This is a genomic window from Niabella sp., assembly GCF_030150205.1.
GTDB lineage: Bacteria > Bacteroidota > Bacteroidia > Chitinophagales > Chitinophagaceae > Niabella.
In genome coordinates, this window is record NZ_JASLGT010000004.1 from 209787 (window position 1) to 224236 (window position 14450).

The 14450-nt window shown below is 47.5% G+C and carries 8 protein-coding genes; all 8 read left to right on the forward strand.

Annotated features, from left to right (window positions below; all coding sequences use genetic code 11):
• The first annotated feature begins 68 nt into the window (after positions 1-68).
• The 8 genes from Q1V85_RS03375 (at position 69) to Q1V85_RS03410 (ending at position 14434) form a co-directional block, all read left to right on the forward strand.
• Entirely contained in the window at positions 69-866 is a 798-nt protein-coding gene (locus Q1V85_RS03375) for a hypothetical protein (protein WP_300597450.1), read from the forward strand.
• A 42-nt stretch (positions 867-908) separates the two neighbouring features.
• Positions 909-3404 carry a glycoside hydrolase family 2 TIM barrel-domain containing protein gene (locus Q1V85_RS03380; protein ID WP_300597451.1) on the forward strand — a complete coding sequence of 832 codons (2496 nt, stop codon included), beginning with the start codon at positions 909-911 and terminating at the stop codon, positions 3402-3404.
• Between the two features lie 191 nt (positions 3405-3595).
• Positions 3596-6133: a glycoside hydrolase family 95 protein gene (locus Q1V85_RS03385; protein WP_300597549.1), complete on the forward strand. Its 2538-nt coding sequence runs from the start codon at positions 3596-3598 to the stop codon at positions 6131-6133.
• A gap of 7 nt (positions 6134-6140) precedes the next feature.
• The gene (locus Q1V85_RS03390; RefSeq protein ID WP_300597452.1) at positions 6141-8282 is read left to right on the forward strand and encodes a TIM-barrel domain-containing protein; all 2142 of its coding nucleotides are present in this window, start codon (positions 6141-6143) and stop codon (positions 8280-8282) included.
• Between the two features lie 198 nt (positions 8283-8480).
• The gene (locus Q1V85_RS03395; protein ID WP_300597453.1) at positions 8481-9692 is read left to right on the forward strand and encodes an alginate lyase family protein; all 1212 of its coding nucleotides are present in this window, start codon (positions 8481-8483) and stop codon (positions 9690-9692) included.
• Positions 9693-9705: 13 nt separating this feature from the next.
• Entirely contained in the window at positions 9706-11625 is a 1920-nt protein-coding gene (locus Q1V85_RS03400; protein ID WP_300597454.1) for an alpha-L-fucosidase, read from the forward strand.
• A gap of 13 nt (positions 11626-11638) precedes the next feature.
• Positions 11639-12832, forward strand: a complete 1194-nt coding sequence (locus tag Q1V85_RS03405; RefSeq protein ID WP_300597455.1) for a glycoside hydrolase family 88 protein — start codon at positions 11639-11641, stop codon at positions 12830-12832.
• 204 nt (positions 12833-13036) lie between these two features.
• Positions 13037-14434, forward strand: coding sequence for a hypothetical protein (locus Q1V85_RS03410; RefSeq protein ID WP_300597456.1), 1398 nt, complete (start codon positions 13037-13039; stop codon positions 14432-14434).
• The last annotated feature ends 16 nt before the right edge of the window (positions 14435-14450 follow it).

The following is a 14450-nucleotide window of genomic DNA, read 5'->3' on the forward strand; positions in this document are numbered from 1 at the left end:
AAAACAGAAAATGGCCCGGTTGCAGGTACAGGGATGCAGGGCTATTGAACACCATAAAATATCAACAGATGAAAATATTAAAAATCACTATCAACAGCATCCTGATGTTTGCAGCGATCGCAACTTTTCTTCCGGGATGTAAGAAACTGCTGGGATTAGAAAGGCAGACGAATTATGATTATAAAAAGAAAACGCTGGATCCGAATATCAATATGACGGCTAAAGAGTTTTTACTAAAAAGAGCCGATGGTACACCGGATGCACCCAATGATACGGTATTCCGGTGGATGAAAAAGGGACTGGACTATTGCGGGTTCGATCTTTCGGAGTATGAAAAGGAGGGGAGAACATTTATATTTCTGCATAATGATGCCGTAAGGGGATTTAATAGCTCCGGCGTTATGGATAAAGGATTATTTTTTACATTCCCGATCGTGAACCTGGATGGTAATGGCAACCCGATCATCAACCCGACTACTGGTCTGCCTCAAACGCATCCCGCTACCGGGTGGGAAGAGTATTCAAAGGAAACGGTAAAGAAATTTTTCCTCTATCTCATTGGCCAGGGCATTTATAACTACTATGATCTGGGAGCGGAGAACAAATACCTGCAATCCTTGCTACCTCCTAATAGTACTACAACAAAAGAATCATTGCTGGGCTACTGGGATCCCTCGCTGCCTGGTTTTAATCCTGCAGGCGGAAACGGGTTTGATCCACAAGGGAAATTTACACTGCGGATCCAGAACAATGCGGATATTGCACCAATTGTGTTCAATGACCGTACCAACAGCCGTTCCATTGGATTTGTCGCCACTAATGGAGTCGTACATGTATACGGAGCGGCACTGTACCCTTCGAAATAATGGGTTGCCTGCATGCTTTTTTATTAATCAGAGAAGGCTTTTATGTTCACCAGTCAAAACAAAAAACAAGTATTTTATTACCGGGTATTATTACCGGTGTATATCCTGGCATTGTTATTATGTAATAACAAGGCTTCCGCCCAGCAAAGTAGCCGGCTGATCCGGAACTGGCAATTCCTGAAACAGGACCTGGGAGGTATATGGGAAGCCGTACGGCCTGTGAAGGAGGGCAACCCGGAAAGCGTTCCGTTGTGGACCAATGTTACATTGCCGCACTGTGTGAATGCCCGGGATGCGGTGGACCCTGATGAAAATTATTACCAGGGGCCGGCCTGGTACCGTACGCAGCTTGCCATTAAAAATCCTTATACAAACGGACGTACCCTCCTGCATTTTGAAGGCGCGGGACAAAAAACGGAAGTATATGTATATACCACAAAGGTGGCCACGCATGTGGGGGGCTACGATGAGTGGACCGCCGATATTACCGATGCGGTAAATGCTTTTCTGAAACAGGACAGCCTGGTAAAGCAATTCAAAGGAAAGGTGCCGGTGTCCATTCGCAGTGATAATTCGCGCGACCTGGAAATGATTCCTTCCGATCTGTCGGATTTTAATCTCTACGGCGGCCTGTACCGCTATCTCAACCTGGTGTATACACCGGCTGTTTCCCTGGATAAAGTGTTTGCAGAAGCAGCAGCGGATAAAGATGGTAAAACGGGTACTGTAAAGGTGCGCACCCGGTTGTATAACCCGGCCGCGGTTACCGGTGAGGCGGAGATGACGCTGCAATTGCTGGATCCGAACGGAAAGGAGCTGCAGAAGATCAGTAAAAAAAGCAACCTCAATGGTGACTACCGCTTTGATGAGCTGAAAGTAAACCGGCCACAACTGTGGGCGCCGGAGACGCCGGTATTGTATACATTGGTTACCACTATTCGTACCCGTGGTGATAACTATGCAGAACAGACAAAAATAGGATTCCGGAATTTTGAATTTGTAAAACATGGGCCCTTCCTGCTGAACGGTAAGCGGCTTTTATTAAGAGGCACCCACCGGCACGAGGATCACGCAGGTGTGGCCGCTGCCATGACGGAGCAAATGATGCGCGATGAAATGATCTCCATGAAGGAAATGGGCGTGAATTTTATCCGGTTGGGACATTACCAGCAATCGCGCATCATTCTGAATTTATGCGACAGCCTGGGGATCCTGGTATGGGAAGAGATACCCTGGTGCCGGGGCGGGCTGGGAGGTGATGTATACAAAGAGCAGGCCCGGCGCATGCTCACCAACATGATCGAACAGCATTACAATCATCCGTCGGTGATCATCTGGGGGCTTGGAAATGAGAACGACTGGCCGGGCGATTTTCCGGAGTTTGATAAAGAAAAGATCCGGCAGTTTATGAAAGCGCTGAATGATCTTTCGCATCGTCTGGACCCTTCGCGTAAAACCGCTATCCGTCGTTGCGATTTTTGTAAGGACATTGTAGATGTGTATTCTCCTTCCATCTGGGCAGGCTGGTACCGCGGTATTTATACGGAGTATAAGGAAGTAACAAAAGCGGAATTTGATAAGGTAGATCATTTCTTACATGTAGAATGGGGCGGCGATAGCCATGCCGGACGTCATTCTGAAAACCCGGATAAATCCCTGCAGAATATCAAGGCGAGCGGCGCTGCCGATGAGCGTGCCGGCGATGCTTCTTTATATGGCGGCGCAGCCCGCGCTTCGAAGGACGGAGACTGGAGTGAGACCTATCTCTGTAACCTGGTAGACTGGCATCTCAAGGAACAGGAAACCATGCCCTGGCTTACCGGTACGGCTCAATGGCCGTTCAAGGATTTTTCTACACCGGTGCGCCCGGATAATCCCATCCCGTATATGAATCAGAAAGGAGTGGTGGAACGAGATCTTACAAAAAAAGAAGCATATTATGTATTCCAGTCTTACTGGACCAACAAACCCATGGTGCATATTTACGGGCATACCTGGCCCGTGCGCTGGGGGAATGAAGATGAAGAAAAGATGATCAAAGTATATTCCAATTGTGATGTGGCGGAATTATTTGTAAATGGTAAATCCCTGGGAAGTAAAAAAAGGAATAGCCAGGATTTTCCTGCCTCCGGCCTGCGTTGGAATGTGCCGTTGAAAAAAGGAACATACCTGGTTAAAGTGGTAGCAAAAAAAGGAAAAGAAACGGTTACCGATGAAATCCGTTTTGAATACCAAACCGAAAAGTGGACAAAACCCGCGCGTGTGGAATTAAAGAAAATAAAAGAAGAAGCGGGTATTATTACACTTCAGGCGCAACTGTTAGACGATAAGGGCGTGCCTTGCCTGGATGCAATGGACTGGATCCGTTTTGGATCAACCGGCGATGGCCGCTTACTGGATGACCTGGGAACCTCCTCCGGATCCAGGTATGTACAGTGTTACAACGGCCGGGCGCTGATCAGTGTAGAGAAAGGAAAAGACCGGGTGGTGGTAAGCGCAGTATCCGGTAAATTGCCTATGGCATTCCTGGATCTGTAAAATGGCCGGAAACCATTAAGCTGTTAAGGAAGGTTAAGCGAAGATCTGTTCTTAATGGTTTAATAAGGACGTGGTAGCGGCCTGATGGCCACCCCATCGGGGCAACATATCGGTAGAACAGGTTTTTAACACAAAACAAAGCCCCGTAGGGGCGGCATATAGAAATGAAAAGATTTTTGATTCTCTTGTCAATGATAATTCCCGGTTGGGCGTTAAATGCACAAACCGCCGGTAACGGAAATGCCCTCAGGCTCTGGTATGAACAACCGGCTACCATCTGGGAGGAGGCCCTGCCGCTGGGGAATGCAAAAACGGGAGCCATGGTGTTTGGCGGCATTGTAAAGGAACGCTATCAGTTAAACGACAATACACTTTGGTCGGGTGCTCCCAATCCTGGCAATCAGCCGGAGGGCCCTGCCATACTGGAAAAAGTGCGGGCGCTGGTTTTCGCCGGTAATTATGACAGTGCCGCGGTGGTCTGGAAAAAAATGCATGGTCCTTATTCGGCCCGTTACCTGCCGTTGGCAGATCTCTGGCTGAACTTTTCATTAAAAGATACACAGGCCACTGGTTATTACCGGGATCTGGACCTGACCAATGCCACAACCACCGTTCGGTATAGGGCCGGAGGCGTACAGTATACAAGAGAAACCTTTATCAGTCATCCGGATAAGATCATGATGATCCGCATTACGGCCGATAAAAAAAATGCCATTAGTTTTGTGGCCGGGCTGACCAGTAAGCTGAAATACCGTACGGAAAATAAAGACCAGGACCTGCTGGTGCTGAAAGGGAAGGCTCCCAAATTTGTGGCCAACCGCGAGTATGAACCACAGCAGGTAGTGTACGATGATTGGAATGGGGAAGGAATGAATTTTGAAGTGCATGCAAAAATCATCGCCGAAGGCGGATCAGTAAACCGTAAAGATACAGCGCTGGTGGTATCCGGTGCCAATGCGGTAACCATTTACCTGTCTGAAGCCACCAGCTTTAATGGTTTCGATAAATCACCCGGCAAAGAAGGAAAAGATCCCGCTGTTGAGGCTACTACGGTATTGAACCGGGCATTGCAAAAAAAATATGCGGCCCTTCGGTCAGCACATATAAACGATTACCAGTCCCTGTTTAACCGGGTAACCATCGACCTGGGTACCGATGCCAACCGCATAAAAATGCCCACAGACAAACGGCTGAAGCAGTTTGCAAAAGCACCGGATGATTTTGCTTTACAAAGCCTTTACTACCAGTTCGGGCGTTACCTCATGATTGCCGCTTCCCGTCCGGGTGCGCGTCCAACGAACCTGCAAGGTATCTGGAACGATCATGTGCAGCCGCCCTGGGGCAGTAACTATACCACCAATATCAATACGGAAATGAACTACTGGCTGGCGGAGAATACCAATCTATCGGAATGTCACCAGCCCCTGTTCGATTTTATGAAAGAGCTGGCGGTGAACGGTGCCGTTACCGCAAAAACAAATTACGGCATTGAAGAAGGATGGGTAACGCATCACAATTCAGATCTCTGGGCCAAAACATCACCGCCCGGCGGACAGGGATGGGATGACCCGCGGGGAATGCCGCGCTGGAGTTGCTGGCCCATGGCGAGCGGCTGGTTCTCCACGCACTTATGGGAACATTACCGGTTTACCGGCGATAAAAACTTCCTGCAAAAAGAAGGCTACCCATTGATGAAAGGTGCGGCGCAGTTTTTCCTGCGCTGGCTGGTAAAGGATCCGGCTTCTGGCTATTGGGTTACCAATCCTTCCACATCACCGGAAAATACCATAAAAATAAAAGGAAAAGAATACCAGTTAACAATAGCCAGTACGATGGATATGTCCATCATACGCGAACTATTTACAGCGGTGATCCGGGCGGCAAAAATACTGAACACAGATGCGGCATTTACAGGCGAGCTGGAAGCTGTAAAAGACAAACTCTATCCGTATCATATCGGTCAGTATGGTCAGTTACAGGAATGGTTTAAAGACTGGGATGATCCAAAAGATAAGCACCGGCATTTATCGCACCTGTTCGGCTTATATCCCGGCAGCCAGATCAATGTAACCGAAACACCGGAGCTGGCGGCAGCCGCCAAACAGTCGCTGATCTTCCGTGGAGATGTAAGTACGGGCTGGAGCATGGCCTGGAAGATCAACTGGTGGGCCAGGTTACAGGATGGAGATCATGCCTATAAAATATTAAGTGATGCCTTTACCTATATCGATCCCAGGCAAGCCAGGGAAACCATGGGTGGTGGAGGTACCTATCCCAACCTGTTTGATGCACACCCGCCTTTTCAGATCGATGGCAATTTTGGAGCTACAGCAGGTATTACCGAAATGTTGTTACAAAGTCATGACGGGCAGATCGCGTTATTACCGGCTTTACCTTCTGTATGGAAAAGCGGATCGGTAAAAGGCATCCGGGCACGTGGCGATTTTCAATGGAATATGGAATGGGCTGGTGGCCGCCTGGTAAGAGCTACGGTTTTATCGGGATCCGGCGGCAATTGCCGGGTACATACAGCGATACCGGTGAAAGTAGTGGAGGTAAAGGCCGTGCCGGCAATGGGTGCCAATCCCAATGCCCTGCTGACGGCTTATGGCGAGCCGCCCTATGAAAAAAATAAGGAAGCAAAGCTGGCAGATCTGCCGGCAAAAAAAGGGTATACCATCGATTTTAAAACAGTTAAAGGCAAACAATACACGATTGTACCATTATAGATCCATTATGTATTACAGAATCATTTATCTCTTTTTATTTGTTGCCATATGGAACGGGATTGCCGCGCAATCCATTACCTGGAGCCCGGTGGCCCCGGGCGTATGGAAAGGCGTTGTAGGAAAACCGGAAACCTATGATCTTTTAAAAGCATCCGGCGCTACGCCGGCGCCAGGCCTGAAAACGATGAGTGAACAGGCATTTCCTTTTTCAAAAGATGATATTTCGGGCACCGTTACCGATGGTAAAACCAACCTGCGTTTTCCATTGGAGAAAGACGAGCAGTTATTTGGTTTTGGACTGAATTTTCAAACAGTGCATCAGCGGGGTAAAATACTGCAATTGCATATGGATCATTACGGCGGTAAGGATAATGGCCGCACCCATGCCCCCGTTCCCTTTTATGTATCATCCAAAGGATATGGGGTGTTTGTAAATGCAGCACGGTACATCAACGTATATGCCGGATCGGGTGTGCGTAAAGACAGCAAGCATCCTCCCCTGGAAAAAGACCGGAATACCGATAAGAGCTGGAGCTCGAGGCCGTATTCAGATGCAGTGGAATTGCTGGTGCCGGCACCGGGTACGGAAGTTTATGTTTTTGCAGGGCCAACGCCGCTGGATGCGGTGCGCCGTTACAACCTGTTTAACGGTGGGGGGGTGTTGCCGCCGCGGTGGGGACTGGGCTTTACACAACGGGTGCGATCGCTGTTTACGGCAGATGACGTAAAACAGGAAGCGGACTCTTTTTCTGCAAAAGGATATCCGCTTGATTTTATCGGGCTGGAACCCGGTTGGCAGAGCCGCGCTTATCCCGGCACTTTTGAATGGGATAAAAGACGATACCCCGATCCCGCGGCCTTTGTAAAGGAAATGCTGGATAAACGGATCCGGCTGAATCTTTGGATCAATCCCTATGTATCCAAATCGGCTTCTTTCTATAAAGCCATCACACCTTATACAGGATCGCATACAGTATGGACAGGTGAAGTACCGGATTTTACCATTCCCAAAGCGCGCGATATTTTCTTCGGTCAATTAAAAAAAGACCAGGTAGATATTGGTGTAAGCGGGTATAAGATCGATGAAGTAGATGGGTATGATCATTACCTGTGGCCGGATGTGGCTACCTTTCCTTCGGGGCTGTCCGGAGAACAGATGCGCCAAACTTATGGAGTGCTGGCCATGAAAAACAGCATCGATCTTTTTAAAAACAGGAATGAACGTACTTATGGATTGGTGAGAGCGTCCAATGCCGGTGCCAATAGTTATCCCTATGTGATTTATAACGATTATTATAACCACGAAGATTTTATTACCGCGCTTATCAACAGCGGGTATATCGGCGTTTTGTGGACACCGGAGGTACGCGCTTCAAAAACGGCCGAAGAATGGTTGCGCCGTTTCCAGACCGTGATCTTTTCGCCCATGGCGATGATTAATGCATGGTCCAGCGGTACCAAGCCCTGGTCGTATCCGGAAGTGGCAGCACAGGTAAAGGAACTTTCTTTGCTGCGTATGCGGATGATGCCCTACTGGTATTCGGAGTTTGCCAAATATCATTTCGATGGCACACCTGTTTTTCGCGGAATGAGCCTGGAACCGGGATACCAGGTAAACACGACAAATAGTTCTGTAAAAAATAACCTGGAAGATAATCCGTACCTGGAGGCTGTAACCCGCGAGGTAAAAGACCAGTATATGGCAGGAGAATATTTGTTGGTAGCACCATTGTTTGCGGGTCAAACTTCCAGAAAAGTAGTGTTGCCGAAGGGACGCTGGTATGATTTCTACACCGGCGCTTATGCCGGTGATGGAGAAGTGATTACCGTTACGCCCGGACTGGATAAGATCCCCGTATATGTAAAGGATGGTGGCATCATTCCCATGATGCCGCCACTGCTGCATGCGCCAAAGGCGGGTGAAAAAGTAGACCTGGAGATTCGCGTATATGGCGAAAAGCCCGGCACGTACCGGTTATATGACGATGACGGAGAAACTTTTAATTATGAAAAAGGCAACTACGACTGGAGAACCGTTCGTATTGAAAAAGATGCCAAAGGAAAATTAAAGGGCAGCATTGAACCTTCGCATAAAAAAGAGGTCCAATCATATAGTAAGATCACCTGGACGTTTATGACGGAGCAGTAAACGATTGTTGAATTGGGAAGGCGCAGGGAAGACCGCATTGAAAGCATGGGTGTCTCCTCAGAGCCTCCTGGTTCGCTTGTGATAACTTTAAAAAAATAAAGATCCTATTCCTATATACGATATTATTGTTTGCAGCGGCAACTGTGGCAATGGTTCGTGTTCTCACGAACCAATAAAAACCAACGTATAAAAATATTAATGAAAATAAGAACTATATACTTTGTTTTGCTTGTGGCTTTGTTGCAGCCGCAATGGCTCTCTGCCCAGGATATTGCCCAGGTAAAAACCACGTTAAAAAAACAGGTGCTTGAAAAAGCTGCCTGGGCCATGCAGCAGCAGCCGGAAACGGTAACGGCTCACAGAGCGTTCCGCAGTGCCGGTGGGATACATGAATTTTACAGTGAAGGTGATTACTGGTGGCCAAACCCGGCGAGTGTAGATAGCCCGTATATTCAAAAAGACGGACAAACAAACCCGGATAATTTTGTAGCGCACCGGCTGGCCATGATCCGTTTCAGCCAGATCGTAGGAGCCCTGGCATCGGCTTACCGGATCAGTCCGCAGCAAAAATATGTAAAACAGGTACTGTTGCATTGTAAGGCCTGGTTTGCAGATACCGCTACGTTAATGAACCCGAATCTTTTGTATGCGCAGGCCATAAAGGGTAGGGCCACCGGGCGCGGTATTGGTATCATCGATGCCATCCAGTTGATGGAGGTGGTGCAGGGGATCGCTGTAATGGAGCAGGATGCCGCAATGGACCGGTCGGTATTGACTGAAACAAAAAAATGGTTTGCCAGTTTTTTGCAATGGTTAACCACGCATCCCTACGGCAAAGATGAAATGAACGCTGCCAATAATCATGGTACCTGCTGGGTTATGCAGGTGGCGGTTTTTGCAAAATTCACCGGGAATAAGGAGCTGATGCAGTTTTGCAGCGACCGGTATAAAAATGTATTGCTGCCGAATCAAATGGCGGCGGACGGAAGTTTTCCCAAAGAGCTGGCACGTACCAAGCCTTTTGGTTATTCCTTATTTAACCTGGATGCCATGACCACCATTTGCCAGGTATTGTCAACAAAGTCGGATGATCTCTGGAACTATCAAACTGCTGATGGGCGTTCGATAAAAAAGGGGATTGCCTTTCTTTATCCCTTTATCGCCAACAAGGGCAGTTGGCCTTATAAACAAGATGTAATGTATTGGAACAACTGGCCCGTTGCTCAACCGGCCCTGGTGTTTGGAGCTCTTGCATTTAAAGAAAAGCGTTGGCTTGAAACCTGGAAAAAACTGGACCATGCGCCAGAAACGGAAGAAGTGATCCGCAACCTGCCGGTAAGAAACCCGTTGATCTGGATGAACCCGTACCAAGATGGAATAAACAAGAAAAAAGCAACCTCGAAGAGGTGACATAATGATAGATATGAAACGTTTGTTTTTAGGAATATTGCTGGGTGCCGGTGTTGTTACGGCAGCCGCGCAGGTTGCCGGCGATGAGGATAAGGACATGTACAACAAAGGGCAACAGCGCGATCAGCAGGCCGTTAATGAAGCGGTAAACGGCTGGTGGACGCAGTCCATGAAAACACATGAAGAACGGATTGCGTGGTGGCGCCAGGCCAAATTTGGCATGTTCATTCATTGGGGGATCTATTCCCTGCCCGGCGGCGAGTGGAAAGGAAAAAAGGTGGGAGGGTATGCAGAGCATTTAATGCGTAAGGAAATGATTCCGCGCAGCGAATACCTGGAACTGGCACACCGGTTCAATCCTGTTTTGTTTAATGCGGATGAATGGGCAAAAGCGGCCCGGGATGCCGGTATGCGGTATATGATCATTACGGCTAAACATCATGATGGGTTTGCCATGTATCCCTCCGCTGTTTCTGATTTTAACATCCATGATCAAACCCCGTTTAAGCGCGATCCGCTGGCGGAACTATCTACCGCCTGTAAAAAATACGGCATCAAATTCGGGTTTTATTATTCGCATGCATTTGACTGGGAACATCCGGATGCTCCGGGTAACGATTGGGAATACAATAACCCGGGCGGTGATAAAAACCTGTATGGTGGTCGTGACTGGTTTGATCATCATCCCGAACTGCTGCCAAAGGCCGTGAAGTACGTTAATGAGAAGGCAATACCACAAATCAAAGAGCTGCTTACAAAATACCATCCCGATATCATCTGGTTCGATACCCCGCATAAACTGCCCTTTTCGGAGAACCTGCGGATCTTAAAAGTGATACGGGAAACAGATCCCAATGTTGTAGTAAATGGCCGTCTGGCTAGAAGTGCGGCTCGGAATTATGGCGATTATCTGAATACCGGCGACCGTCCTGCGGAGTTTGCACCGGTTCCTGATAATCCCGACTGGGAAGCGATTCCAACCACCAATGAAAGCTACGGATATTCGCGGTATGACAACAGTCATAAAACGGTTCCCTTTTTTATACAGTTGCTGGCAAAAGCGGCATCGCGCGGTGGCAACCTGCTGATGAATATCGGGCCGAAAGGTGATGGGGCAATTGATATAAAAGATCTTACCATTTTAAAGGGCATCGGTAACTGGGTAAAAAAAAATAGCGAAAGTGTTTACAATGTTACACCAAGCCCGCTGCCACTGCAGAACTGGGGGGTAAGCACCATGCGGGGAAATAAAGTATACCTGCATGTATTTGATTTTCCGGCGGACAGGAAATTGTATGTAGGCGGATTACAATCTGCTATCAGCAGGGCCTACACTCTATCGGGCAAAAAAACGGTAAGCGCAAAACGCCTTGGTCCCGATGATGTATTGATCGACCTCTCCGGTATTACCGCAGATGTGGCCAACACGGTAGTAGTGCTGGAATTAAAAGAACAACCAAAAACAGATCATCTGTTCTTTGTTGCTCCCAATATTCCGGTAACACGTCTGCTGGCTTTTGATGCACAGTTACAGGGAAAGGGATTTGGCTTTGGTGACGGAAAAGCCGACCGCTATTATGTAGAAGGCTGGAAGTCGCCGGCACAGCAACTGATATGGAAGGTGCGTACCATGGAGGCCCGCCAATATGATGTGATCATTAAATATGTAACAGGGAAAGAATGTGGAGGTTCCTATAAGTTATTGCTGAATAATATTGCCTCCATTGAAGGAAGCGTACAAAATACGAAGGGCGGAGTTATTACGGAAAAAATTGGCAAACTGGAACTGAAACAGGGGGGCAATACCCTGGTCCTCAGCCCCCGGGTGATTTCCGGCACAGAATTAATGAAACTGCTGGAAGTACAGCTGGTGCGGACAGATGATAAATCTCAAACTTCAAATCTCAAATCCCAAATCTCAAATAAGAAATAAGCAACCCATTTATATGAAGAAAACAGGGATCGTTATTGCGTTTATGGTTGGTGCATTAAAGGGCCCAGCACAAAATATAAATACAGTCAGTGTGGTAAAGGACGCCGAAAAGCAAACCACCGTAATGCTGCGGGAGATTGCTGTGGCAAAACAAACGGATAAAAAAGGCGTGTCTCCAAGAACACTGGAAGATGGGAAATTAAAGCTGGTGGCATCCCGCGACTGGACCAGTGGTTTCTTCCCCGGTGAACTTTGGTACCTGTATGAGCTTTCGGGAAATAAAAAATGGGAAGCAACCGCCCGGACTTTTACCGCAGATATAGAACAGGAAAAGACGAACGGTGCTACACATGATATGGGATTTAAAGTGTACTGTAGCTTTGGAAACGGATACCGTCTTACAAAAGATCCGCATTATAAGGAAGTGATTATCGAGTCGGCCAAAACCTTAAGCAAACGGTTCAATCCGGTTGCCGGGGTACTGCGGTCCTGGGATCATAGCAAGAACAAATGGGATTTTCCGGTAATCATCGATAATATGATGAATCTTGAATTGTTGTTTGAAGCCTGGAAGCTTACAGGTGACCGTTCGTTATACCAGGTTGCGGTAAGTCATGCAGACCATACGATGAAGAATCATTTTCGCCCGGACTACAGTTCTTACCATGTAGTGGATTATGATACCGTTACCGGTAAAATCAACAAAAAGACAACCCACCAGGGCTATGCCAATGAATCTGCCTGGTCGCGCGGGCAATCCTGGGGATTGTATGGATATACGCTGTGTTACAGGGAAACAAAGAATGTAAAGTATCTCCGGATGGCCGAGCATATTGCCGGTTTTATTCTCAATCATCCCAATCTGCCCAAGGACGGTATTCCTTATTGGGATTTTAACGCACCGGGCATCCCTAATGAACCCAGGGACGCTTCGGCTGCGGCGGTTATTGCATCGGCCCTGTATGAGCTGAGCACCTACAGTAACAACGGAAAAAAATACAAGGCGGAGGCCGACCGGATTGTTGGCAGTCTTACAAAAAGTTACCGGGCGCCCATTGGTACAGCAAGCGGCTTTTTACTATTGCACAGTACCGGAACAAAGCTTACGAATACGGAGGTGGATGAACCATTGAGCTATGCAGACTATTATTACCTGGAAGCATTGCAACGGGGAAGCAAGCTCCGCGCAGGAAAAAAATTATTCTAAGCGCCTTTTTGGGTGGTAATGGTGGTAGCTTACCAGGTCATAAAACGGAACGGTGCGCTAACGTTGATCTGTGAAATGAGGTAAAATCGCTGAACAGAAAGCAAATTTATCGCAGTTCTTTTTATGAAATAAACAGGTTATTTGTTATGAAATATATCGCTGAAAACGATCCGGGCGATATGATCATCCTTAATGTTTTTGCATATGAAAAGTTTAAAGAAAACGGGTACCACCATTATGGGGCTGCTGTTGTTTGTTTTTGCATGTAGCACCAGGAATTCACTTAACGGGGAAATAAAGACCTCAAACGAATCTGCTTTGTCCGGGGGGCAAAATCCAGGCACCTATAAGATCAGTTTAAATACCACACAGTCGGCAGATGCATATGTATGGACCTATACGATTGCCAGGAATCAGCAGGCCAAAGATGTAGGGTATTTTGTCCTGAACCTGGGAAACCCGGATAACGGCAGTCCCACCATTGCTAACATCGTATCAGCGCGGGTGAACGGTGTGGATTGGACCGGGAAAATTAAAAATACAAATGGCAATACTGCTTGCACGATTGGCACCACCAATTTTGTCAAATTTGAAGAACTGGGTACGGCGGACCAATATGTGATCGAATTGAAACTGGATACGGTTTATGCAAGGGTCAATACAACCGGATGGGTGAAGGCCGGTACTACCTGTACAATGATGAATGTACAGGGACCTGGCTACCGGGGATACCAGCTTACAACCTCCATGCAATCCGATTCAACCATGCCTGGTAAGAAGTACAATGAGATTAACAACTATATGAAGCCCTACGGGTTTGATTATACAGAAAATCCGCATTGTAGCGGCGGCTATGGCGGACACCAGGACGGCGTTCATTGTGATACCGAATTGGATCCCTATTTCAATAAATATGTGTTCCGTTTTAATATACATATCGATCCGGTGATCGATGGCGATCGTTGCAGCTCGGGTACGGTAGACCGCCAGCGGAATGAAATGAAATCGGCTACCAACAATACTACCTGGGCTAAAGTACAGGGAAACTGGGATGAATGGCAGCTGCTGGAATGGAAATTTAAACTGCCCAAAGGATTTCAGCCCACTTCCAGTTTTTGTCACATTCACCAGATAAAGGCCCAGGATGGTCCCAATAACGGAAGCCCGCTGATTACCATTACACCCCGTGCCAGCAGCAGCGGCAGTAATAAAAGAGTACAGATCATCCATACGGTAGATGGCGCCAGCACAGGGAAGGGCACCATTGTGGATAACATACCACTGGCAGATTTTGAAGATGAATGGGTACAGGTACAGGAGGAGATCCATTATACGCACAATGGCTATTATTCCTGCAAAATCACCCGTGTAAGTGATGGAAAAGTATTACTGGATTTTAAAGATGAAAATATTGATATGTGGCGGAAAGGCAGCTCGTACATGCGGAATAAATATGGTATTTACAGGAGCCTTGCCGGCGGACGGCTGGACCGGACCCCGGTTGGGCAAAGTCCGTTGCTAAAGAATGAGTCCCTGTGGCTGACGGATTTTAATGTATATGAGAAGAACCCGAATCCCAATCCCGGACAGGCACATGATTAACGGTCTTATAAATGAT

Excerpts from the sequence above, each read along its gene's own strand:
- Q1V85_RS03375 (WP_300597450.1), top strand. The coding sequence starts at position 69 with ATGAAAATATTAAAAATCACTATCAACAGCATCCTGATGTTTGCAGCG.
- Q1V85_RS03380 (WP_300597451.1), top strand. The coding sequence starts at position 909 with ATGTTCACCAGTCAAAACAAAAAACAAGTATTTTATTACCGGGTATTA.
- Q1V85_RS03385 (WP_300597549.1), top strand. The coding sequence starts at position 3,596 with ATGATAATTCCCGGTTGGGCGTTAAATGCACAAACCGCCGGTAACGGA.
- Q1V85_RS03390 (WP_300597452.1), top strand. The coding sequence starts at position 6,141 with ATGTATTACAGAATCATTTATCTCTTTTTATTTGTTGCCATATGGAAC.
- Q1V85_RS03395 (WP_300597453.1), top strand. The coding sequence starts at position 8,481 with ATGAAAATAAGAACTATATACTTTGTTTTGCTTGTGGCTTTGTTGCAG.
- Q1V85_RS03400 (WP_300597454.1), top strand. The coding sequence starts at position 9,706 with ATGAAACGTTTGTTTTTAGGAATATTGCTGGGTGCCGGTGTTGTTACG.
- Q1V85_RS03405 (WP_300597455.1), top strand. The coding sequence starts at position 11,639 with ATGAAGAAAACAGGGATCGTTATTGCGTTTATGGTTGGTGCATTAAAG.
- Q1V85_RS03410 (WP_300597456.1), top strand. The coding sequence starts at position 13,037 with ATGAAAAGTTTAAAGAAAACGGGTACCACCATTATGGGGCTGCTGTTG.